This is a genomic window from Streptomyces aurantiacus (assembly GCF_027107535.1).
Lineage (GTDB): Bacteria > Actinomycetota > Actinomycetes > Streptomycetales > Streptomycetaceae > Streptomyces.
Genome location: NZ_CP114283.1, coordinates 5,045,120 through 5,067,349 on the forward strand (window position 1 = coordinate 5,045,120; position 22,230 = coordinate 5,067,349).

Genomic DNA, 22,230 nt, shown 5'->3' on the forward strand with positions numbered 1-22,230 from the left:
GGCCGCCTAGACGGGACACTCACCGGAATCGCGGCAGGCAGGGGGACGTCTCCATCACCGGGAGTCGTGAGTTGTCCGCGGGCGGGTTGTGGTTGCTCGCGTCCACGCGGCGGAGCCGCATGTGTCACGGCCCCGGCCCCCTGAAAGCAAAGAGCACGCGCACGGCCCCTGCTCCTCACGTGCCCAACGCCCCGTCGATGCCGTCCCCGTTGAGATGCGTGGCGAAGAAATCGTCGATGCGTCGCCACGCGTCGACGGCGGACTCCGGGTGCGGCCTGATTCCGGCGACACGCATCAGCGGACGCAGCGCGCGTGGCCCGACCTCGGCGTCGTTCAGGAAGGAGTGCCCGGCCTCCGGATACTCCTTGACGTCGTGGACGACGCCGAGCCGGTCGAGCGACGCCTCCAGACCGGAGGCCGCGCCCTTCAGCGTACGGTCACGGGCCCCGTAACTTGCGACGACGGGGCAGGAACCGGTGAGCGCCTGTTCGACATGCCTGGGCAGGCGGCCGTAGTTGACGGCGGCGGCGGCATAGTCGCCGCCGCCCACGGCGAGGAGGGCGAAGGAACCGCCCATGCAGAAGCCGATGACGCCGATCCGCCCGGTGCAGTCGGGATCCCGGGCGAGGTGGGTGCGGGCAGCCTCGATGTCATGGAAGGCCCGGCCGCGTCCGGACAGGGCGGCCCGGAAGGTCGGCACCAGGCAGCGTACGGCCCCTCCGTCGGTGAACAGGTCGGGCATGACGACGAGGTACCCGGCTCTCGCCAGCCGCTCTGCCTGGCGGTGCATCACGTCATTGAGGCCCAGCGCCTCATGGATCACGACGACACCGGGCCAGGGTCCCGGCCCGATGGGCCGGGTGAGATGGCCGGTGAGCCGACGGGAGCCACCGCGGGCGGCGCTGAGCCCGCTCAGATCGACGGCGGTGGTGGTCGTGGCGGACAAACTCTCCTCCAGGGGAGGTCTGGGGCGGGGGTGGCCGGAGTGAGGCCTACGGTGCGATGAAGGGCTGGACGCGCTTGCGGTAGTCCTTGGGCCGCACTTCGTTGTAGTACTTGTCCTTGTCCTCGCCCTCTGAGGTGAAGATGTACACCGGGCACTCGTCGGACTTGGCCTCACCGGTGTGCTCGTACAGTTCTTCGCCCGTCCGCGACTCGACCACGCTCAGCCGGTAGGAGGTGTTGTACGTGCGTATCTTCAGCGGCTTGTCGTCATCGGTCTCCATGTCGCACACCTTGCCGGTCGGGGTCGCCTTGGTGCGTTCGACGCAGACGACCAGCTCGGCTTCGGCGGGCTTGTCCGTGTAGCCGAGGATCCAGCCCCTGGGGAAGTCGCCGGAGGGCGGCTCGAACTGTGACCAGCTGTCGCCGGGGTTGTTCATCAGCATCGCCGGATGCACGGTCTTCTTCGTACGGTCGTAGGCGGGCATCCCCGCGTAGCCGAGCCCGTCCGTGCACACGCGCTCCAGATCCAGGGCGAACGCCGGCACGTCCGGCCCCTCGGCTGCCGAACCCGTCGACGGCGACGTGCCGGCACCCCCTCCCGGGCTTCCCGTGAGCGACGAGCATCCGGACAGGACCACAGCCAGAAGCCCGGCGGTGACCAGGATCGAAGACCTTGAAGACATTGGGATCCCCCATCGAAGAAAGAACAGCAGCAGGGCATGTCCCCCTCCCCCGGACATGCCCTGTCCCCCCACCTGCTGAGAAGAGGGTGCCGTGCACCTGCTGCCGGGGGCATGGGGGAAGAGCCCCCATCTAGTGCTGTGACCGCGTTGGTTCGCCGGGTTGGTGATCGTGGCGGTTGGATGGGCGGTGACGTCCGATCCGATCGCTGGAGGTGCGGTGGCTGAGCCTGTCCGTGTGCGCAGACTGACCGACCAGGAGGGGCAGAAGCTGCAGCAGATCGTGCGTCGGGGCAGCACCAGTTCGGTGCGTTACCGGCGGGCGATGATGCTGCTGGCCTCGGCCGGCGGGAACCGGGTGCCGGTGATCGCCCAGCTGGTCCAGGCCGACGAGGACACCGTCCGCGACGTGATCCACCGCTTCAACGAGATCGGCCTGGCCTGCCTGGACCCTCAGTGGGCGGGAGGCCGTCCCCGCCGACTCAGCCCTGACGACGAGGACTTCGTCGTGGCGACGGCCACCACCCGCCCGACCAAGCTCGGTCAGCCCTTCACCCGCTGGTCACTGCGCAAACTCGTCGGCTACCTGCGGAAAATCCACGGTCGGGTCATCCGGATCGGCCGCGAGACCTTACGCGGCCTGCTCGCCCGACGCGGTGTCACCTTCCAGCGCACCAAGACGTGGAAGGAGTCCCCCGACCCGGACCGCGAGACGAAGCTGGACCGGATCGAAGAGGTCCTCGACCGATTCCCAGACCGGGTCTTCGCCTTCGACGAATTCGGCCCGCTCGGGATCCGGCCCACCGCGGGCTCGGGCTGGGCAGAACGCAAACGCCCCGACCGGCTGCCCGCCACCTACCACCGCACCCACGGAGTCCGCTACTTCCACGGCTGCTACTCGGTCGGCGACGACACCCTGTGGGGCGTCAACCACCGCAAGAAGGGCGCCGCGAACACGCTGGCCGCGCTGAAATCGATCCGCGCCGCCCGGCCCGACGGCGCCCCCATCTACGTGATCCTGGACAACCTGTCCGCCCACAAGGGCACCGACATCCGCCGCTGGGCCAGGAAACACAAGGTCGAACTGTGCTTCACCCCGACCTACGCCTCGTGGGCCAACCCGATCGAGGCCCACTTCGGACCGCTGAGGCAGTTCACCATCGCCAACTCCCACCACCCCAACCACACCGTCCAGACCCGCGCCCTGCACGCCTACCTGCGCTGGCGCAACGCCAACGCCCGCCACCGCGACGTCCTGACCGCCGAACGTAAGGAACGCGCCCGCATCCGCAGCGAGAAGAACATCCGCTGGGGCGGACGCCCCCTCGCCGCTGCGGCCTGAACGACCCGGCGAACCAATGCGGTCAGAGCACTAGTGTCCTGCGCCAGAGATCCGTCGGCAGAAGCGGGCGAGGGAGTCGAGGATCTCTTCGGCTGTCTTGGTCCAGATGAACGGCTTGGGGTCTTCGTTCCAGTCCTTGACCCAGGCCCGGATGTCGGCTTCCAGGGCCTGGATGTTCTTGTGTGCGCCGCGGCGGATCATCTGGTGGGCCAGGTAGCCGAACCACCGCTCGACCTGGTTGATCCAGGAGGAGCCGGTCGGGGTGAAGTGCAGCTCGAACCGCGGGTGTTTGGCCAGCCAGGCTTTGATCGCAGGGGTCTTGTGGGTGCCGTAGTTGTCCACGATCAGATGGACCTGCAGGTGTGCGGGCACCTCTTTGTCGATCCGGATCAGGAACTTCTTGAACTCCGCGGCCCGGTGCCGGCGGTGCAGGGCAGTGATGACCTCACCCGTGGCGACGTCGAACGCGGCGAACAAGGTGGTCAGGCCGTTGCGGACGTAGTCGTGGGTGCGCCGCTCGGGCATGCCCGGCATTATCGGCAGCACCGGCTGGGACCGGTCCAGGGCCTGGATCTGCGACTTCTCGTCCACCGAGAGCACCTCCGCACCCTCAGGAGGGTTGAAGTACAGGCCCACGACGTCGTAGACCTTCTCCACGAACAGCGGGTCCGTCGACAGCTTGAAGGTGTCCGCCAGATGCGGCCTGAGCTGGAACTGCCGCCAGATCCGGCCCACGGTCGACTTCGACAGGCCGCTGTGCTGGGCCATCGATTTCCTGGACCAGTGGGTGGCGTTCTTCGGCAGCTGTTCCAGCGTGGTGACCACCACCGCCTCCACCTGATCGACGCTGATGGTGGGCGGCCGGCCCGGCCTGGGCTCGTCGACCAGCCCGTCCAGCCGCTCGGCGAGAAAGCGCCGCCGCCACTTGCGGACCGTGTCCGCGGCCACCCGAAGCTCCCGGGCGACCACGACGATCGGCGGTACTTCCGGCCCCGCACACGCCAGGACAATCCGCGCTCGCAGGGCCAGGGCCTGGGCCGATGTCGCCCGACGCGTCCACCGCTCCAGCTCCGCCCGCTCCTCCGCGGACAGCAGCAACGGCTCCAACTTGGGGCCCCGACGAGGAACTGACGCACCAGCAGTAGAAGTCACACACCAACTAACGATCAACTACTGGCGCAGGACACTAGCGGTGGAAGCGGCGTCGCTGGACGTGAACCAGTTTCGCAGCCTGGTGGACCGCGCGCGCCAAGTACACGCGGAAGAGCAGGCTGTGGCGTTGTGGGAGGCAGCGCTGGGGTTGTGGCGGGGGGAAGCCTTCACAGGGGCGGACACCCCGTGGTTCAACGCCCAGCGCGACCTGCTGGATGCCGAACGTCTGGCCGCGCAGTCGGACATGGCTGACATCCGGCTGAGTTTGGGGCAGCACCGGCGCGTGGTGAGCGAGCTTACTGCTCTGACAGAGGCGCATCCGCTGGACGAACGGCTTGCCGGCCAGCTCGTTCTCGCCCTCTACCGCAGCGGCCGGCCCGCCGATGCCCTCGACCTGTACCACCGGACCCGGCAGCGGTTGGCAGAGGAGCTCGGTATGGACCCCGGGGCCGCGTTGCAGCAGCTCCACCAGGACATCCTCACCGCCGACGCCCGGCTCACGCTTGCCCGTCCGGCCGAGCGGCGTGCACCACAGCCAGGGATAACGGCCTACCGCGTGGAGCGGCCGCAAAGCCTAGTGGGACGCGTTGAAGAGGTATCCATTCTCCGAGCCGTACTCGACGACCAGAGCACCCAGGCTCCGCGAGTGGTGGAAATCGTGGGGGAGCCAGGCATGGGCAAGACCAGGCTGCTCGCCGAATTCGGTGAGCTTGCCGCGCACAGCGGCGCGGTCGTGCTGGTCGGCCGTGGCGCCGAGATCAGCCAAATCCCATACGGTCTCTTCATCGACGCCTTGGACGGCGCTCTGCCAGCGGTGGATCCCGACTATCCACGGCTGCACGGAGCCGATGGACGGGAGTCGCAGGGCTCCTTGTATGCATTGATGGCCGACCACCACGGGACTGAGCCTTCGTTGCCTGCCGAGCGCTTCCGCCGGCACAGAGCTGTGCAAGAGCTGCTGGAGGAGGTACACCCTGGTTTCAGGCTAGTGTTGATTCTGGACGACGTGCACTGGGCGGACGAGAGCAGCATCGAACTCATCGAGTACTTGATGCGGCGTCCGCCACGCAGGGCGGTGACACTTGCGCTCGGTTACCGCCCCCGGCAGGCACCGCCAAGGTTGGCCTCGGCCCTGGTGAAGGCCGACGCCGTCGGTCACCTGACCAGGGTCGAGCTCGGTCCGCTGTCAGCGCCCGCGGCCGCAGAACTGTGTGGTTCAAAGGTCAGCCGCCTGAGATGTCGACAACTGTACGAGGCGACCGCAGGCAACCCCTTCTATCTGCAGGCACTGCTCCACCGCACGGGCGACGAGGAGCTGACCGACGACCAGTTGCCGTTGTCCGCGCGTGCCGCACTGCTGGACGAACTGGAGGACCTGTCGGCAGGTGCTCGCATCGTCGCGCGCGCGGCAGCCGTCCTCGACGATCCCTTCGACGCGGAAATGACAGCCGTGGTCGCCCAAGTGGACGAGAGCGACATGTTCGCCGCGCTGGACGAGCTGACCCGCCGAGATCTGATCCGCCCAGCGAGCGCCATCCGGCAATTCGAGTTCCGCCATCCGCTCGTGCGGAAGGCCGTATACGAGGGAATGGGAGCAGGCTGGCGGCTCGGGGCGCACGCTCGCGCCGCAGCCGGCCTGGAACGACGTGGAGCATCGCCAGTCGTCCAGGCGCCGCACGTTGTGCGCTCGGCGCGTGCCGGGGACGAGCGCGCTGTCGCGCTGCTCACCCAGGCAGCCGACGATCTGATGTCCAGTGCGCCGGCGATAAGCGCGCACTGGACACGCGAGACTGTCCCTCCCCTCGTAGCGTGGAGTCCGTGATTGCAGGGGAAGTTGAGGTTCATGGGGTCCAAGCAACGGACGTACACGCCTGAGTTTCGTGAGGGTGCTGTACGCATTGTGATCGAGACGGGCAGGCCGATCCCGGAGGTCGCCGAGGAGCTCGGTGTGCATTCCGGCACGCTGCACAGCTGGGTGTCGCGGTGGCGGCGCAATGGGTCGGCGTCGTCCGACCATCCTGCCGAGCCCGCACCGGGCGGGCGGCTGCGCGAAGCCGAGCGGGCCGAGCTGGAGCGGCTGCGGCGGGATGCGGCGGAGAAGAACAAGCGGATCCGCGAGCTGGAGATGGAGCGTGATGTCCTCAAGCGATGCATGGTCCTCTGGGTGAAGTGACCGAAACGGACCCGGCCGCCCTGGCCGCGTTCATCGGTAACCAGAGGACCGAGCACCACGTCCCGCACCGCCTGGCCTGCCGGGTTCTGGGAGTGTCGGAGTCCTGGTTCTACAAGTGGCGCGACAAGCCCACCACCGCTCGTGAAGTGCGGCGAGGACAGCTGGCCGACGCGATCCGACAGATCTTCGAGAACTCCGGCGGCACCTACGGTTCTCCGAAGGTCTGGCTCCTCCTGATCCGCGCCGGCTGGCGCGTCTCAGTGAACACCGTCGCGCATCTCATGGCCGAACTCGGCCTGGCCGGACGGAAGATCCGTCGACGGGGCGGGCTGACCCGCCCCGGCAAACGGCCCGCGTTCGCGGACTTTGTCCGCCGCGACTTCACCGCCGACGCTCCAGACCAGGTGTGGTGCGGCGACATGACAGAGATCGCCACTGGTGAGAGCAAGCTGTATCTGGCCACCGTCATCGACCTGTTCTCGCGCCGCCTGCTCGGCTACGCGATGGGTGCACGTCACGACGCTGAACTCGTCGTTGCGTCCTTGAACATGGCCGCGGCCACCCGTGGCGGCGACGTCAAGGGCGTCATCTTCCACAGCGACAGGGGCAGCGAATATGTGTCCCGGCGCTTCCGCCGGGCCTGCCGGCGTCTGGGCGTGACGCAGTCCATGGGCCGGGTCGGGTCATGTTTCGACAACGCCGTCAGCGAGGCGTTCAACAGCGTACTCAAGGTCGAGTACGTCCACCGGCACACCTTCGCCACCCGCACCGAGGCCCGGATCAGGATCGCGACCTGGATCACCGGCTTCTACAACACCCGTCGGCTACACAGCGTGTGCGGTTACCGGAGCCCGATCGACTACGAACACGACCACCGAGCCAACTCCGCCTTGGAGCTGGCCGCTTAGAAGATCTCCACAGTCCGAGGGGATTGACAGACCCTGCGCTTGCTTCCCGCCAAGGATGCGCGCCGAGCGGAACTACGGCTGAAGGAGGCGACCGCGTTGGGAACGGCCGGACGCCTGCGAGACAGCCGCGACGTATTGCGCGAACTCGCTTCGTCGGCGCTTGTCCCGCCGCATCCACGACGCACGCAGGCGATCGTCTCCCTTGCGGTGATGGAGCGACTCCTGGGCAGGTTCGAGGCGGCAACCGCCGTTCTGCGACGTGAACTGGCGCAAAACGCCAGACTCTCAGCGGCGGAGGCCACGGCACTTGAGATCCAGGTCGCTGCCGCCGAGCTACGCAAGGGCGACTTCTCGCTGGCTGTCACCTGGGGTCGGCGCGCCCTGCTGTCCGCACGGCGAGCGGGTGAACCCATGCAAGTGGCAGGGGTCCGTGCGGTGCTTGCCCTGGCGCACATCTCAGCCGGGGAGACAACTGAGGGAGTGAGATGCCTCGATGCTGCGGTGACCGCTCTCGACGACACCGAGGACCGGCGCCTAATGGAGTACCTCGACGCCCTGATGCTGGTCGGCTGGTCAGAGATCCTTCAGCGCCGTCACAAGGCGGCTCTCGGCCACCTCGGCCGCGGCCTGGCCCTGGTGCGCCGTACAGGACAGAACTACCTCCTGACCGACCTGCTCACCGCGACGGCATTCGCTCACCTGGGACTGGGAAACCTCAGCGACGCGGCCGCGTATGCCGACGACGCCGCGGAGGCAGCCCTGTTGCTAGGCACCAGCGAACCCCGTGCGCTGGCGATGGCTGTGGACGCCGCAGTCTCCATGTGGCGGGGGGATTTCCCCGCTGCGCTGAAGATCTGTGAGGAGGCGGTCGCCTCGCGGCGGGAAGAGCCGCTGGCACGGGGGATGGTGGTCACCGGGATACTCGGCCAGGCCCAGCTGCTGTGCGGGGATCCGGCAGCGTGCGTGCGAACCGTGCTGGACGGCGGAGGCGGCCCTGAACTGCCCCTCCTTGAGGCACCCGAACGGCCGTTGTGGTTTCGTACCCTGGCCCAGGCCAAACTCGCTCAGGGAGACATCGAAGCGGCGCAGATGTGGGTGCGTCAGGCAGCCTGTGCCGTGACGCCCGACCAGCCTGGAGCTGTGCACGGTCTCGTGCTGTTGGCTCACGCCGAGGTCGCATTGCCCCAGGACAACGCGGACGCTGCACGTGCGGGGCTCGAGGCCGCAGCGGCGTTCAGCGCTGCGGAAATGCCGCTGTACGAGGCCTCAGCCCGCACCATTGCCGCAAGCGCACTGGCCGCGCTGGGCGATCAGTCCGCCAGTTTCGATGAGGCAGCGCGTGCTCAAACGCTGTTCGACATGTGCCAGTGACGGCCATGGGCTGGTTCCCGCTGCTCGTGTTGAAGCTTCCCCTTGACCGTGGACACCTGGAGACTGGGACGTGAAAGCCCAGAGGAAGCAGTGCCAGGTGGGAAGCAATTACACGAATCGGTACTCGGATCTCGACGACGGCCGAACGCTGGTTCTGGATCACTTTCAGTGCCGGAGCCACGGAGGGTCACCGAACCCGCGATCATGAACGGCCTCATGCCGCGAGGAGGACCCGTTTGCGCAGGAGGTCGAAGTTGGCGCGGCCGAACATATGGCGTTTCAGCATTTTGATCTTGCTGTTGTGGCCTTCGACGGCGCCGGAGCTGTAGGGCAGGCTGAGTCCGGCGACGACGGCGTCGAGGTCCGGGCCGAGACCGCTGACGAAGCTGTGCAGGGCGGGCAGGTTGTCGGCCTGGACGCGGTCGATCCACTGGCCGAGGTGTTGGCCTTGCCGGTTGTTCATCAACTCGGCGAATGCCCGGGTGTGTTGGGCGGTCTGCTCCAGCTCCGGGCAGTGGTCCAGGACGGCTTTGAGTTGCTGGGCCTGGTCGTCGTTGAGGCGGTCGGGGTGGCGGGTGATCCAGCTGGTCACGTCCCGCACCGAGGGATTCCTGCGGGGCGGATCGTCGTGGGGGCAGGCTTCGCGGAGTTTTCGCACGTACTCCTTGACGACGCTCTTGCCACCTTCGTATCCGCGCTCGCAGAGCTCCTCGAACAGGCGGCGGGCCGAGAAAGGGCCCTCGCGCCACCGTTGGTGCAGGTAAGGCTTGTAAGGATCGAGGATGCTCGTGCGGCCCGTCCACTGCCCGATGAGGAGTTCATCCGCAGTCGCTGAGTGAGCAAGGCGGCGGACGGTGTTGCGGGCCAGGCCCAACTGCCGGGCGATAACGCGCAGTGCGATGTTCTGGCTGAGCAGGTCACGGACGGCCGCCTGCTGGGATCAAGGACCGGCTCGGCCCCCAACGCAACCAGGGCTGCATAGATCCGATCCGCGCCCGCCGGATCTTCGCTTCTGATGCTCACGCCTCATCAACGGCCACCCCCCTTGATCAGGCACTACCTTCAGAAGCCGTATCTCAACCGTTCATGGAACGTGCGAGTCGAACAGGCTTCTCGCTGGGGTGGTCTTCTGACGGTCGGTGCATGAGGGCAGGGCCCCTTGGTAGCTCGGAGGTGCGAACCGAACCGAGCAGTACCAGGAGGCCCTGTTGTCGCAGTTGTACGCGCTCACGCCCGTAGTTCTCAACTCGGGTTCCCGATCGTGCGATTGCCTCGCGCACGTGTACGGGAATGCGGCCGATCATCCCGATCGGGTGCGCCGGTATCCGTCGGACATGACGGACGCGGAGTGGGCGGCCGTGCGGCCGTTGCTGCCGGTCCCGGCCTGGTTGAACGGGCGGGGCGGACGGCCCGAGGGCTACTGCCACCGCCAGCTGCTGGACGCGGTCCGCTACCTGGTCGCGGGCGGGATCTCCTGGCGGGCGATGCCCGCGGACTTCCCCGATTGGGGCCGGGTCTACGCGTTCTTCCGCCGCTGGCGTGAGCACGGGCTGATCGCCGAGTTCCATGACCGGCTGCGCGGACAGGTGCGTGAGCGCGAGGGCCGTCAGGCCGAGCCCACGGCGGGGATCATCGACGCCCAGTCGGTGCGGGCCGCCGCAACGGTGCCGGCCGCCTCACGCGGCTACGACGGCGGGAAGAAGGTGCCGGGCCGCAAACGGCACATCGTGACCGATACGCTCGGTCTGCTGCTGGTCGTCGCGGTCACCGCCGCGAACATCGGCGACCGGGAGGTTGCGGCGGGCCTGCTGACCCGGCTGCGCCGCCTGCGTCGAGACATCTGTCTTGTCTGGGCCGACGGCGGCTACACAGGCGACCTGGTCGACTGGTGCCGGCAGACACTCGCCCTCACTTTGCAGATCGTCAAGCGCACCGACGACATCAAGGGATTCGTGGTGCTCCCCAGGCGTTGGGTGGCCGAGCGCACATTCGCCTGGCTGATGAACTCCCGCCGTCTGGCGAGGGATTACGAAACCCTGCCTGCCACCAGCGAAGCGATGATCCGATGGTCGATGATCACGCGGATGGGCCGGCGTCTGGCACGGCCACCGGCCGCCGACCGGCGCTGAACGCCCCCGACGACTCCAGCACCAGCCACCCGCGCTCCGCCAGGCGCCTGGCCTTCGAGCGCACTCCCTCGACCTTCGCCGGTGTCGTCTCCAAGCCCAGTTCCACCGCGATCTCCCTGGCCTTCAGCGGCCCCCTGCCCGCTGACCGCCCCTCCTCCAGCACGCCCAGGAGCCGCTGATAGTCCGGTGCCAGAACCGTCTGTGGCAACCCGTCCCGCCAGGGCGGCACCGTCGAGCCCGGCACGGGTGAGGACGCGGCTTCCCGCTCCGCCCCGGCCTCGGTCACGGCAGTCGACCCGGCCGCAGAGACCATCAGGGCCTCGACCAGTTCCTCCCTCGCGATCACCCTCCGGTCCAGCTCGATCTCCGCGGCCTCCAACACCCCAGCCAGCCGCGCGACTTCCTCCCGCAGGCCCTCCACCCGCACCCGGGCAGCCGCCTCGCGCTCCTCCAGCATTCCCAGCACCGACGCCACCGCGCACCCCTCGACCATCCAGCCGACACAAGACGCCGCATGCCTCCCTCACCCCGAGCGAGACCATGCCTGACCAGCAGGAATCACACGATCAAGTTCGATTGAGAGACGGCTTCTGAGCTTGTCTTTTAACCTGCTGCGCCCTCAAGGGGTGCGTGGTGTACTGGTCGGCCGTCAGGCTTGTTGATGAAGGCGGCGTGGGACAGAGCGCTACGGAGCGAGCATGTGGGACGGCCCCTTCTACCGAGTCAGACGTGACGGATACGAGATCTGCTTCGTGCCCGGTGCCGGAGAGGACCTTGACGAGGTCTGCAATGTGGACCTGTGGGTCATCCGTGATGACGGCGATCGGTGGTCTGGAACCGTGTTCACTCTCGACGAGGTGCACCGGATCATGGACCGTCAGCGGCAGGCTGGCGAACCAGAGGGCGACTACTGGTGGTGCTGGGATGGCCTCATCGTGCGCGACGCGGGTGTGCCGTCGATGGTCAAGGTCATCGACGGGCTCGTCGCCGCAGGCGAGCACGAGACAGTCCTTCGCCACGTTGGGCCCGAAGAGAACGCTTGATCTCATTGACTCCGGCTGACCGAACGATGCCCCGAACGTGATCGCTCGTACGGGGATTCCGGGGACGTGAACACGGCCTCCGTCTGATCCTGTGCTCCGACCAAGAAGGCACTTGACCAGCGAAGGCCGTGGGGAATGAGTCTGCTGCACCACGATGGCCGGGACGAGGCATTCGACTTCACCTCCCACTTTCGGGAGGACTTCTACGGATGTCTGACCCGGCGCGCTGACACGCTGTTCGAGCTCTGCGACGCGATGCTCTGTGAGGACGGCCCGGTGACCTCGCCGGTCGATTTGACGTTGCTGGCCGAGCACCGGCGTGGGCACGGCGCGTTGTACGACGCGCTCAACCAGGGCTGCATCGATGCGGACAGGCTGCGTAAGGCACTGGCCGTGCTGCCGCAGCCGAAGGCCGCCGACGGGCGCCTGGTACTGGCGGTCGATGTCTCGCCGTGGCTGCGTCCGGACGCGCCGACCAGCCCGGACCGCCTGTTCTGCCACGTCTACGGACGCTCGGGCCGCTCCAGTGACCAGTTCATCCCCGGCTGGCCATACTCGTTCGTCGCCGCGCTGGAGACGGGCCGCACCTCGTGGTGCCAACTGCTGGACGCCATCCGTCTCGGCCCCCACGACGACGTCGCCGAGGTCACCGCCCGGCAGGTCCGCCGCGTCGTGAACGACTTGATCGGCCAGGGCCAGTGGGAGGACGGCGACCCGGACATCCTGGTCGTGTTCGACGCCGGCTACGACGCCCCGCGCATGGCCTACCTCCTTACCGGCCTGCCCATCGAGGTGCTCGGACGGATGCGCTCGGACCGGGTCATGCGCCGTCCGACACCTACGCAACTGGAGTACGCCCTGGCCTACCCCCAGGGCGGGCGGCCGCCGAAGCACGGCAAGGAGTTCCGCTTCGCCAAACCGGACACGTGGGGCGAGCCCGACGCGGAGACCGTGCAGGTCACCGACCGCTATGGCACCGCCCAGGCGATGGCCTGGGACCGTATCCACCCCCGGCTCACCACCCGCTCCGCGTGGATCGACCACGACGGCGAACTCCCCATCATCGAGGGCACCCTGATCCGCCTGACGGTGGACCATCTGCCCGGCGGCGGCGACCCACTGCCCGTCTGGCTGTGGTCCTCCAAGACCGGCATGACCAGCGAAGAAGTCGACCTGCGCTGGCAAGCGTTCTTGAGGCGCTTCGACCTTGAACACACTTTCCGTTTCGTAAAGCAGACGCTCGGCTGGACCCGCCCCAGGCTCCGCAGCCCCGAGGCCGCGGACCGGTGGACGTGGCTCGTGATCGCAGCGCATACCCAGCTGAGGCTCACCCGCGAGGCCGCAGCCGATCTCCGCCGTCCTTGGGAGAAACGGGCCGAACCCGCTCGACTCACCCCGGCCCGCGTCCGCCGAGGGTTCAGGAACCTCCGCCCTCACCTGCACAGCCCGGCCCGTGCGCCCAAACCCTCAACTCCAGGCCCAGGACGCCCAATCGGCTCGAAGAACCAACGACCGGCCACCCGCTACGACGTGGGCAAATCGACCAGACGCCCTGAAAGCATCGCCGAACGTAATCAACTCAAAGCTCGCAAACCATAAAAAACAAGATCAGTGCCTGTTTTCGATCCCCGGTTTGAGTAGTTTTGGGACCTAGGCTGGCTGGGTGTCCAAGGATGCCGAGGAGGCCGGGGAACGAGTGTGTGAGGGCTGCGGTGGACGGTTGCGGCCGGACGCACGGCCTACTGCCGTGTACTGCTCGGCAGCATGTCGTTCCAGGCAGTGGCGCCGGGACCGCCGGTTGCGCAAGCGGGTGGCCGCGGAGTTGAGTGGTGCCGGCAGGGCCGAGTGCCCCGAGTGCGGAGTGATTTGGGTGACGGGGGTGGACCGCCGTTCGAACGCGGTCTACTGCTCGCGGCGATGCGTCACTAGGGCCTGGAGGGCTCGGAAGGAAACGTTCGCCGAACGGTCACAGTGACCGCATCGCGAACGCATCCGAATCCCAACTCCGTTCAGAACCTGGTCAGTTGCGGTCGTTCGTTGTGATCGTCGTATTTTCGGTCCGACTCTCGGTCGGGAAGCGAGCCGGGTCTCGCCACGGCCGCTTGGCCGTGCACCGGTCCGCGGTGGGTGGTGGAAGCCATGCCGGAAGAGATCGAGTCCGCCGACAAGGTCGGCAGCGTCAGCGCGAACCGCTATGCGGCGATTGTGGCTGAGCTGCGGAAACTGGTCGAGACTTCCAGCCGCATCCAGTTCACGATCGGTGACCACGCACTCGAAGTCGAGCCGATGCGCGAGGCCGGCGGCCAGGAGCAAGGCGACGAGCTGTTCACGGTCAAGGACTCCCTGTTCCGCCTCGCCGAGGACATCGGACTGTCGTACTCGACGGTGAGGACGGCCCGGTGGGCAGCGTCGAGGTGGCCGAAGGACCGCCGGGTGTCGGGGGTGTCGTTCACCGTTCACAAGATTATGGCGTCCATCGTCGACGACGAGGAACGGTGGGCCACGATCCTCACCCCGCCCGAGGGCAAGAGCCGGTGGACACCGGACGAGGCCAACCGGCGGGTCGGCCGGCAGGTCGTCAAGCCCGTCACCTCGCAGGAGAAGCTCACCGCGATTCACACCCTGGCCCGTGACGAGGACGTCGCCGCGGCGGCGACCACGGACTTCCTCAAGCGGCCGACGGTCGCGGCGAAAGTGCCCGAGCAGGAGAAGGTCCGGGTCGTGGAGGAGTTCACCCGCGACGAGTCGGTGGCGACCATCGCCGCGACCAGCCTGCTTCGCAGGCCGGACGTCGCCTTCCGGGCGATGTCGGACGACACCGCCCGTCACCAGGTCAACCATGCCCAGGTCGAGCGGGGTCGGCAGGCCCGCGAGCACTTCGAGGAGACCAGCCCTGTCGCTCCGGCGATCCGCAACATCGACCGGTCGGTGGAGTTCCTGGACCTGGTCACCGCCTGCCACTCCTTCGTCGCGGCGGCTGGCCGCGTCGTCCCCGGCCTGCGCGACCGCCAGCTCGGTGAGGACGAACGCACCATCGTTCATGAGAACGTCGCCCGGGTGAGGGCGACGCTGGACTGGATCGAGACCGCGGTCGACACCGGCAAGGTCGACGTCGACGGCGAGCTGGCCAAACTGCTGCAAAGCGAGTAGGTGATGCCTCGCGCTTCCGAGCGCAGATCGCCCGCCGCCCAGCGACACGCCGACACCGTCCGGTTCGTGCTCTTCGAGGCCCGCCCGGCCGGTCTGACCTTCAGCCAGCTGGTCAGATCCAGTGAACTCTCGCCCCATCAGACCCGCTCCGGCCTGGCCTGTCTGCGGGACACCATCACCGAACGCGGCTGGCCGCCCTTGATCTGGGCCAGGAAGGACGGATACAAGTTCTGCGCGGACCCCGCTGAGCTCCAGGCATACGAGGTCGCGGTCATCCGCGGGAAGCTCACCGAGATCCGCCGGTTCATCACCGGGACGGTCGCCCCCCACGCCGCCCTCCAGCCCAGGGGCCGTTGGATCAAACACCTCAACACCCAGCTCAGCTCGGTCGAGTCCACGCTCGACGTGATCGCCGACTTCACCGATGCCTGACCGGCGGGGCCGGCCGCGAAGCGGCCGGCCCCGCCCCGTCCTTGAGGGAGGAAACGTTGCCGCGGCGACGCTGCTATCCCTCCGACACCTGGGACGACGAATGGGCCCTGATCGAGTCCATGTTGCCGACACCGGCCTGCGAAACGAAGGCAGGCGGCCGTCCCGAGAAGCATCCCCGCCGGGAGATTGTGGCGCGATCCGCTATGTCGTGGACACCGGCTGCAAGTGGCGGGCCCTGCCCAAGGACTTCCCGCCCTGGCGCACGTGTTACGGGTTCATGGCCCGCTGGGCCGCCTGCGGCATCGTCGGCCAGATCCGTGACCAGCTCCGCAAGCGGATCCGCCGCGAGATGGGCCGGGCTCCCGGGGCGGTTGCCACCGTCATCGACTCCCAATCGATCAAGGCCGCCGACACCGTCGGCAAGGACTCCCGCGGCTACGACGCTGGCAAGAAGATCAACTGTGAGAATTCCTGTGCGGCCCGGGTTGGGTTGCTGCCAGGCTCGACGTTCATGATCCGGCATGACTCGAAAATCAACTGGCGCCCCGCCAGGGGCTGCCGTTCGGCCGAGATGTCTGCCGGGCATGGGCGTCGGCCTGGCCCACCCGTTGGCTTGATCAGCAGCTTGTCCGCCGTATCACGGCGTGACTCATCACAGTTCCGCCACGCGGTGACTCCACCCAGGCCGACGCCGACCACGGCCGTTCGTCTTGGAGGGAACAACCGCGTGACCATGCTCGCAGAACAAGTCGACGGCGTCATCGGCGTCGACACTCACCGAGACACCCTCGCCGCAGCAGCTGTCAGCCCCATCGGTGCCGTCCTGGAAACTACCGATGCCCCCGCCAACGCCCGAGGCTACCGGCGCCTGCTGGACTTCGCCCGCAAGAACGTCCCTGGCCGCCGGTGCTGGGCTCTGGAGGGTATCGGCAGCTACGGGGCTGGCCTGGCCGCCTTCCTCGACCAAGCTGGTGAACGCGTAGTCGAGGTCTGCCGCCCCAAGCGGCCCGCCATCCGCGGCGGACGCAAGACCGACATGCTGGACGCCATCCGCGCGGCCAAGGAAGCTCTCACCGCCGAGCATCTGATCCAGCCCCGCCTACGAGGCGAGCGAGAGGCCCTGCGCGTCCTTCTGGCAGCCCGCAACGGTGCAGTCCTCGCCTCGACCGCTGCGATCAACCAGCTCAAGGCCATGATCGTGTCAGCACCAGACGATCTCCGCGCGGAGCTGCGCAGGCTCAAGCGCCCGGCCCAGATCACCCGCTGTGCTCAACTTCGAGACCGCCCAGTCCACGACATCGAGCACCGCATGACGGCTCGGGCACTACGGTCCACTGCCCAGCGCGTCCAAGTTCTCCAGGCCGAGGCCAAAGACCTTGAGGCGGAGATCCTCGTGGTCTCGTGCGCCAGCTCGCCCCCGAACTTCTGGACCTGCGCGGCGTGGGGCCCATCACTGCGGCCCAGGTGCTCGTCAGCTGGTCGCATCCAGGCCGGTTCCGCTCCGAGGCAGCCTTTGCCTCCTTCGCCGGCGTCTCTCCGATCCCCGCTTCCTCCGGGCTCACCAACCGCCACCGGCTCAACCGCAGCGGAGACCGGCAGCTCAACCGGGCCTTGCACACCATCACGTTGGTACGTACGCGTTGCGACCCCGGCACCAAGGCGTATGTCGCACGCAGAGTCGCCGAGGGAAAGAGCCCGCGTGACGCGCAGCGTTGTCTCAAGCGCGCCGTCTGTCGGCAGCTCTTCAAGCTCCTCGAACGCGCCGACCGCATCACCGCAATACTCCCCGACGATCTCCTCCAAGCGGCTTGACGCGATATAGCAGCCTCGGCCGCAAGCGGCGCCTGGTCGTCGACACCAAGGGCCTGCCGCTGTTCGTCATGGTCACCCCGGCCGACATGACCGACCGCAACGCGGCCAAGGAAGTCCTGTTCCGTCTGCGGCTGATGCACCCCGAAATCACCATCGTCTGGGCCGACTCCGCCTATGCCGGACAGCTCGTGACATGGGCCAAGACCTACCTGGATCTGACGATCAAGACCGTCAGCCGACCGAAGAACGTCCCTGGGTTCGTCGTTCTGCCCCGGCGCTGGGTCGTCGAGCGCTCACACGCCTGGATCATGCATGCCCGCAGACACGCACGGGACTACGAACGGCTCGTCCAGCACTCGGAATCGCTCATCACCTGGGCCGCGATCACACTCATGACCAGGCGAATCACCCGCAGAAGCTCTCGCAGAACCGGTCAGCCGGACTCTCGCGAAGCGCAACGGGACTGATCGAAACGGCGGTGGCGGTCACCACCACCACCCAGAAGCCGCCCGGTTCCTCGGGCCTGGGCCGAATCTCTCATCGCCACCGAAGGGCCGTCAGCGGAACCGCTGATGTCGTCACCGGAGCAGCCCAAGCCGCCTCCGTCCGAATTCTGAGCTGGGCAAACACCGAAACGCCACCCTTCATGTCATGACCGCTCAGCAGCAGGTACTGAGGGTGGCCACGTGCTCCGGGACATCTCGGCATCGTCGCTGGTGCTTCACATGACGACCACTGCGTTTTTCCCGCCGTCCACGGTCAGTGTTGCTCCATTGACGTACGACGCCTTGGGCGACACCAAAAACCGGATCACGTGCGCGACTTCCTCGGCGTCCCCGCCACGCCCGGCAGGCAGCGAAGCGAGGTAGGTGCCGTACATGTCGCGGATGCCCTCGTTCACCGGAGTGAGGATGAAGCCAGGATCGACGGAGTTGATCCGGACGCCTCTGGGACCGTACTCCGCAGTCCACGACTTGGTCAGCATGGACAAAGCCGCCTTCGATGCCTGGAAGGCGGCGGTGCCGGCAGCGGCCATTGAGGTGCTCAGGCTCCCGACGTTGATGATGGCTCCCATGCCACGTTCGGCCATGGCCGGGGCGAAGGCCCCCGTCAGGATAAACGGTGCTTTGGCGTGGATGTTGAATGCGGCGTCGAACATCTCTTCCGGAGTGGACTCGGTCGGCGCGAAGCCCCCGCCACCGGCGTTGTGCACCAGCACATCAAGAGGACCGTCGATGGCCTCCCGTACTTGTTCAACCAGCTTGCGCACCGACGCGGGATCAGAAAGATCGGCTATTAGATCAATCGCACGGCCACCCACAGACTCCACGGATCGACGGGTCTCGGCAGCTCGATCTTGATCCCGACCTGTGACGATGACCGAGTACCCGTCCTGCGCCAAGCCGACCGCCGTAGCACGACCGATCCCGCTGGTCGAACCAGTCACCAACGCCCATGACCCACCCGAAGGGGAAGTCCCCGCCCGCTCGCCCATCATCAAGTTCCTCTCTCACATGTTCAGGAGGCCGTCGCGACAGCAGACACCGCGATCACCTTTCCAGCGATAGTAGATACGGCAGAAGGCAACGGCTCCACTGGGGTGAGGCGAACCACGTCGGGCCGCACCCAGAGCCAACGACCACGCGGCGTGTGCATCAGGAGTGATCATTCAGACGGTGACGGTCGCTACCCAACCGAGGCCACCCAGCCCTTCAGCAGCCGACAGCCCTGCCACGACCCGCTGTGGGCCACACCGACCCCGCACTCCCTCACTCCTGTTCGAATACCGAGCTGAACCCAACGCATACCGGGGATCGAAAACAGGCACTCAGAGGTCGTTTTCATCCGTACTGCTCATATATAAACCGGTTCCCAGGGCGTGGGACTGTGGTGCGGAAGGGGCAGCGGGAGTGATTGGGGCCTGTGAATCGGATGGGGTGACGGGCGGTGCGGGATGAGGCTTGTTCCTGTCTCATCCCAGGACGCCCGGTTCTTCTGCGTGCTTCTGCCGTCACCGATGTGCGCCTGGGCGCACTTGGTCCGGAGCGGTATGCCGGAAGCATGTCTGCGCGACGTCCGTATCCGAGTGATCTGTCCGATGCCCGCTGGGGGTTGGTCGAGCCGGTGTTGTCCGCCTGGCGCTTCGAGCGCCGCGGCAGGGCCCTGGACTTCGGCCGGCCGCCCGAGCATGATCTGCGCGACATCATGGACGCGATCTTGTATGTGGACCGGACCGGGGTTCAGTGGCGCTGCCTCCCGCACGACTTCCCGCACTGGAACACGGTCTACGGCTACTTCACGAAGTGGCAGCAGGAAGGTGTGTTCGCCCAGCTCAACGGTCTGCTCAGGCAGCTGTTGCGACAGAAGGAAGGACGGGAGTCCGAGCCGTCGGCCTGTGTGATCGACGCTCAGAGCGTCAAGACCTCCTCCAGCGTTCACGCCTCCAGCCAGGGCATCGACGCCGGCAAGAAGATCGTGGGCCGGAAGCGGAGCATCGTGACCGACACGCTCGGCCTGCTGCTGGCGGTGCTGGTCACCGCGGCCAGTGTCCAGGACTCCGTGGCCGGCACTCAGCTCCTCGACCAGGTTGCCGCCGGCCATCCCGGCATCCGCAAGGTGTGGGTCGACGGCGGCTACCGCCAGCACCTCGTCGAGCACGCCGCCACCCTCGGCATCGACATGGAAATCACCGCCCGCACACCCGGGACCAGGGGTTTCACCCCGATCCCGAAGCGGTGGGCGGTCGAGCGGACCTACGGATGGCTCATGCTCCACCGCCGCCTGGCCCGCGACTACGAAACCCTTCCCGCCCGCTCCGAAGCCATGATCCATCTCGCCATGACCGACCTGATGGCCCGCCGCCTCACCGGCGAGAACACCATCTCCTGGCGCGACCCGACACCGCAGACCAAACATCTGATTCCGGGATAAAACACTGGAAGAAAACGACCTCTCAACGAGGGCGCACATCGTCGATGGCTTTCCAGTGCCGTCCTGACGCTTGGCCGACGGCCCAGCCCTATATCCGTACGACGTTGTCGGGTCGGTGAGATGGGATACGCGGCTAGCGACGACTACGCCACAGCGATTACTCCTCTTCCTCCTCGCCCCTGCCACCGGCACCGCTGTATGCCGAAAGCTGACGCCTCAACTGCCCACTGTTCCAGTCGTCACCGCGCCTACCTGATTTGACGTTGGGTCCGTCCAACACCTGCTGGACTTGGCGTGTGACAGAGTGCCCCGCGCCGAGAAGCTCTTCGAGGTTGCGCAGTTCATCAGCCAGTCGGGTTCGCCCGGCCAGGCTGCCGTCGACCACATACTCGCCCACCGCGATGAGAGCGCGGGAGGTAGCAGTCTCCGGGTGTGCGGGCCCTAGAACGCGCTTCTGCACATGGTGGATCCTGTGGAATGTCGGGAGGCTGGTTTCGATGCCGTCTGTCTCAAGTATCGCCAGGGCCAGGTTCAGCCCCGTCCGCAAGGTGTCCGGAGCCTCGGCTCCCAGCACGTCGGACTGCTCTTGCAGGATGCGCTCGAAGACGGAGCGCGCCATGGCCGGGTCACCGAGGTGCTGCGTGGTGATCGCCAGGTTGTGGTGGAGGGTCAGGACAAGTGGGTCGGCGTCACCCAGGGACTGTGTCGCGGCTTGGAGCAGTGATGTCCACAGCTCTTGGGCTGTCTGTGGCTCAGCAATGGCAAGTGTGATGGCGTGCACGTTGCCCGCGTGCAGGGTGTGGGGATGGTCCGGGCCCAGTACGCGGATGGCGTCGTCGTGGGCGGTCGCCGCCATGCTGCGTGCTTCGTCGCGGCCAGCGGTGTGTGCGCAGCCGGCTTCGGTCGTCCTGAGCCTAAGCGTGAGGGCGTGCTCGTCGCCGAAGGCTTCGACGAAGGTGTCGCGGAGTTCCGGGAGCGCGCGTTGCGCTTCGACGATGTGTCCGGCGTTGAGGTCGGCGCGGACGACGCTGTGCCGGGCGGTCAGCGCGACGGGGTGCCGTTCGCCGAACTCCCGTTCCAGGTCGGGTAGGAGACTGCGCATTCGCGTGGCCGATTCGGCCGCGTCCATGTCGAGGCGTGCTCGTGCCAGGCGGGCCAGCAGGGCGGTTCGGCCGTTCGCCTGTCTGTTGCTGATTTCCCTGTACAGCCGCAGGGCTTCTTGCCGGTCGCCGCAACGTGCGGTCCAGTGGGCGAGCCGGAGCTCGGCCAGATGGGTGAGGGCGTGGCTGGGCCCCACGACGGCGATGCATGCGCGCAGGATTTCTTCGGTCTTCGCCCGGGCCACAGGCGGCTGGCCTGCCTCGCCTGCCCAGTAGGCGGCGATGTGGCGGCTGGCCAGCACGCCGACGGAGCCGGCTGGCAGGAGACGGTCGGCGCTGTGCTCCAGTTCCTTGGCGAGCTGCCAAGCGGCCTCCGGCATGCCCACCTGGCCGCACCCTTCGACCATGTCGGCAAGTCGGGCCAGTCTGCGGTGCCCCAGCCATGGGGTCTCTGTTCCCTGGTCCGCCAGGATCGTGTTGTCGGCGACGCCGTCCCAGCCCAGGAGGCTGACGTGCGCCGAGGACGTTTGCTCGCTCTTCTCCCTGGCGTAGGGGCGGTCACGCAGGGCTTCCCACCGGCGTTGCCAGGCTGCGGTGTCCTGCCACGGGACGGCCTCGGTGGGCTCGCTCTCGGCAGCGCGCTGCAACAGAGCGTCGACGAGCCGCTCGAGTGAACCAGTGTCGCTTCCGACCCGGCGGTTGTTGTGGGTCGACAGGTAGCTATGAATGGTCGAACTCGAGAGCGTGGGCTGGAGCCCTGACTGAAGCATTTCCTCCGCCAGCACGCGCGACGAGGGGGAGCCCGCCGCCTTCCACAGGTTCTGGAGGTCTTCGCGAAAGCGCAGCCACGAGTCTTCGGGGGCAGAGTCCTCCACGCGTCTTCCTTTCCTGTCCAGGACATCGTCCTGGACAGCCGGGCGAATCTCAACGCCTTCTGTCCGAACCGTGTATGTGTCCAGGACGGCCGTTCTGCCGTCCTGGTTTCTGCTCCCGCCGTTGCAGCTCTGGCCAGATAGAGGGAAGGCCGCTTCCACCAGTTGGAGCCACAGCGGTCAGCAAGCA

The 22,230-nt window shown here is 67.2% G+C and carries 19 protein-coding genes and 3 pseudogenes; 15 read left to right on the plus strand and 7 right to left on the minus strand.

What is annotated here, in order from left to right; all coding sequences use genetic code 11:
• Positions 1 to 175: 175 nt before the first annotated feature.
• Both O1Q96_RS24330 and O1Q96_RS24335 read right to left on the minus strand, forming a co-directional pair.
• Positions 176 to 946 (minus strand): dienelactone hydrolase family protein, encoded by a 771-nt coding sequence (locus O1Q96_RS24330; RefSeq protein ID WP_269250207.1) that lies wholly within the window; start codon positions 944 to 946, stop codon positions 176 to 178.
• Positions 947 to 992: 46 nt separating this feature from the next.
• Entirely contained in the window at positions 993 to 1,490 is a 498-nt protein-coding gene (locus O1Q96_RS24335) for a hypothetical protein (protein ID WP_269250208.1), read from the minus strand.
• A gap of 355 nt (positions 1,491 to 1,845) precedes the next feature.
• On the opposite strand from O1Q96_RS24335, the gene O1Q96_RS24340 reads away from it, so the two are divergent.
• A complete protein-coding gene (locus O1Q96_RS24340) occupies positions 1,846 to 2,967 on the plus strand; it encodes an IS630 family transposase (RefSeq protein ID WP_269246408.1) in 1,122 nt (373 codons plus the stop codon).
• Positions 2,968 to 2,997: 30 nt separating this feature from the next.
• Here the strand turns inward: O1Q96_RS24340 and O1Q96_RS24345 are convergent, their stop codons facing one another.
• Positions 2,998 to 4,119: an IS630 family transposase gene (locus O1Q96_RS24345; protein ID WP_269250209.1), complete on the minus strand. Its 1,122-nt coding sequence runs from the start codon at positions 4,117 to 4,119 to the stop codon at positions 2,998 to 3,000.
• Between the two features lie 40 nt (positions 4,120 to 4,159).
• Here O1Q96_RS24345 and O1Q96_RS24350 point away from each other — a divergent pair, with 40 nt between their 5' ends.
• From O1Q96_RS24350 to O1Q96_RS24365, 4 genes are read left to right on the plus strand one after another with little or no spacing between them, the layout of a single operon-like run.
• Positions 4,160 to 5,941 carry an ATP-binding protein gene (locus O1Q96_RS24350; RefSeq protein WP_269250210.1) on the plus strand — a complete coding sequence of 594 codons (1,782 nt, stop codon included), beginning with the start codon at positions 4,160 to 4,162 and terminating at the stop codon, positions 5,939 to 5,941.
• A gap of 21 nt (positions 5,942 to 5,962) precedes the next feature.
• Positions 5,963 to 6,292 carry a transposase gene (locus O1Q96_RS24355; protein WP_269250188.1) on the plus strand — a complete coding sequence of 110 codons (330 nt, stop codon included), beginning with the start codon at positions 5,963 to 5,965 and terminating at the stop codon, positions 6,290 to 6,292.
• Entirely contained in the window at positions 6,289 to 7,200 is a 912-nt protein-coding gene (locus O1Q96_RS24360) for an IS3 family transposase (protein WP_269250189.1), read from the plus strand. Before O1Q96_RS24355 ends, O1Q96_RS24360 begins: the two co-directional genes overlap by 4 nt.
• A 39-nt stretch (positions 7,201 to 7,239) precedes the next feature.
• Positions 7,240 to 8,571 (plus strand): hypothetical protein, encoded by a 1,332-nt coding sequence (locus O1Q96_RS24365; protein ID WP_269250211.1) that lies wholly within the window; start codon positions 7,240 to 7,242, stop codon positions 8,569 to 8,571.
• A gap of 214 nt (positions 8,572 to 8,785) precedes the next feature.
• On the opposite strand, the gene O1Q96_RS24370 is transcribed toward O1Q96_RS24365, so the two are convergent.
• Entirely contained in the window at positions 8,786 to 9,445 is a 660-nt protein-coding gene (locus tag O1Q96_RS24370; protein WP_269250212.1) for a transposase, read from the minus strand.
• Positions 9,446 to 9,905: 460 nt separating this feature from the next.
• Between O1Q96_RS24370 and O1Q96_RS24375 the strand changes: the two genes are divergently transcribed.
• Complete coding sequence (locus O1Q96_RS24375) at positions 9,906 to 10,700, plus strand: IS5 family transposase (RefSeq protein WP_269250213.1); 795 nt, start codon at positions 9,906 to 9,908, stop codon at positions 10,698 to 10,700.
• Here O1Q96_RS24375 and O1Q96_RS24380 read toward each other — a convergent pair.
• Positions 10,648 to 11,193: a hypothetical protein gene (locus tag O1Q96_RS24380; protein ID WP_269250214.1), complete on the minus strand. Its 546-nt coding sequence runs from the start codon at positions 11,191 to 11,193 to the stop codon at positions 10,648 to 10,650. The two genes, O1Q96_RS24375 and O1Q96_RS24380, sit on opposite strands and share 53 nt — an antisense overlap.
• Before the next feature lie 205 nt (positions 11,194 to 11,398).
• Here O1Q96_RS24380 and O1Q96_RS24385 point away from each other — a divergent pair, with 205 nt between their 5' ends.
• From O1Q96_RS24385 to O1Q96_RS24420, 8 genes and pseudogenes are all read left to right on the plus strand, one after another.
• On the plus strand, positions 11,399 to 11,743 hold the full coding sequence (locus O1Q96_RS24385; RefSeq protein ID WP_269250215.1) for a hypothetical protein: 345 nt from the start codon (positions 11,399 to 11,401) through the stop codon (positions 11,741 to 11,743).
• 135 nt (positions 11,744 to 11,878) lie between these two features.
• The gene (locus O1Q96_RS24390) at positions 11,879 to 13,342 is read left to right on the plus strand and encodes an NF041680 family putative transposase (protein ID WP_269250216.1); all 1,464 of its coding nucleotides are present in this window, start codon (positions 11,879 to 11,881) and stop codon (positions 13,340 to 13,342) included.
• Between the two features lie 540 nt (positions 13,343 to 13,882).
• A complete protein-coding gene (locus O1Q96_RS24395; protein WP_269250217.1) occupies positions 13,883 to 14,893 on the plus strand; it encodes a DUF6192 family protein in 1,011 nt (336 codons plus the stop codon).
• 3 nt (positions 14,894 to 14,896) lie between these two features.
• The gene (locus tag O1Q96_RS24400; RefSeq protein ID WP_269250218.1) at positions 14,897 to 15,325 is read left to right on the plus strand and encodes a RacP protein; all 429 of its coding nucleotides are present in this window, start codon (positions 14,897 to 14,899) and stop codon (positions 15,323 to 15,325) included.
• A gap of 119 nt (positions 15,326 to 15,444) precedes the next feature.
• Positions 15,445 to 15,785: pseudogene (locus O1Q96_RS24405) on the plus strand (transposase); the annotation flags it as partial.
• Between the two features lie 51 nt (positions 15,786 to 15,836).
• A pseudogene (locus tag O1Q96_RS44595) lies at positions 15,837 to 16,463 on the plus strand (IS110 family transposase); the annotation flags it as partial.
• Between the two features lie 263 nt (positions 16,464 to 16,726).
• Positions 16,727 to 17,137 carry an IS110 family transposase gene (locus O1Q96_RS24415; RefSeq protein ID WP_269250219.1) on the plus strand — a complete coding sequence of 137 codons (411 nt, stop codon included), beginning with the start codon at positions 16,727 to 16,729 and terminating at the stop codon, positions 17,135 to 17,137.
• 17 nt (positions 17,138 to 17,154) lie between these two features.
• Positions 17,155 to 17,550, plus strand: a pseudogene (locus tag O1Q96_RS24420) (transposase); the annotation flags it as partial.
• 308 nt (positions 17,551 to 17,858) lie between these two features.
• On the opposite strand, the gene O1Q96_RS24425 reads toward O1Q96_RS24420, so the two are convergent.
• On the minus strand, positions 17,859 to 18,635 hold the full coding sequence (locus O1Q96_RS24425; RefSeq protein ID WP_331276061.1) for an SDR family NAD(P)-dependent oxidoreductase: 777 nt from the start codon (positions 18,633 to 18,635) through the stop codon (positions 17,859 to 17,861).
• 563 nt (positions 18,636 to 19,198) lie between these two features.
• Between O1Q96_RS24425 and O1Q96_RS24430 the strand changes: the two genes are divergently transcribed.
• Positions 19,199 to 20,068: an IS5 family transposase gene (locus tag O1Q96_RS24430; protein ID WP_269249893.1), complete on the plus strand. Its 870-nt coding sequence runs from the start codon at positions 19,199 to 19,201 to the stop codon at positions 20,066 to 20,068.
• Between the two features lie 157 nt (positions 20,069 to 20,225).
• Here the strand turns inward: O1Q96_RS24430 and O1Q96_RS24435 are convergent, their stop codons facing one another.
• Positions 20,226 to 22,043, minus strand: a complete 1,818-nt coding sequence (locus O1Q96_RS24435; RefSeq protein ID WP_269250220.1) for a tetratricopeptide repeat protein — start codon at positions 22,041 to 22,043, stop codon at positions 20,226 to 20,228.
• Positions 22,044 to 22,230 lie beyond the last annotated feature (187 nt).

Bases quoted from the DNA above. Each gene is read 5' to 3' on its own strand.
- O1Q96_RS24430 (WP_269249893.1), top strand. From the start codon at position 19,199: ATGTCTGCGCGACGTCCGTATCCGAGTGATCTGTCCGATGCCCGCTGG.
- O1Q96_RS24380 (WP_269250214.1), bottom strand. From the start codon at position 11,193: ATGGTCGAGGGGTGCGCGGTGGCGTCGGTGCTGGGAATGCTGGAGGAG.
- O1Q96_RS24425 (WP_331276061.1), bottom strand. From the start codon at position 18,635: ATGATGGGCGAGCGGGCGGGGACTTCCCCTTCGGGTGGGTCATGGGCG.
- O1Q96_RS24395 (WP_269250217.1), top strand. From the start codon at position 13,883: ATGCCGGAAGAGATCGAGTCCGCCGACAAGGTCGGCAGCGTCAGCGCG.
- O1Q96_RS24400 (WP_269250218.1), top strand. From the start codon at position 14,897: ATGCCTCGCGCTTCCGAGCGCAGATCGCCCGCCGCCCAGCGACACGCC.
- O1Q96_RS24375 (WP_269250213.1), top strand. From the start codon at position 9,906: ATGACGGACGCGGAGTGGGCGGCCGTGCGGCCGTTGCTGCCGGTCCCG.
- O1Q96_RS24355 (WP_269250188.1), top strand. From the start codon at position 5,963: ATGGGGTCCAAGCAACGGACGTACACGCCTGAGTTTCGTGAGGGTGCT.
- O1Q96_RS24390 (WP_269250216.1), top strand. From the start codon at position 11,879: ATGAGTCTGCTGCACCACGATGGCCGGGACGAGGCATTCGACTTCACC.
- O1Q96_RS24385 (WP_269250215.1), top strand. From the start codon at position 11,399: ATGTGGGACGGCCCCTTCTACCGAGTCAGACGTGACGGATACGAGATC.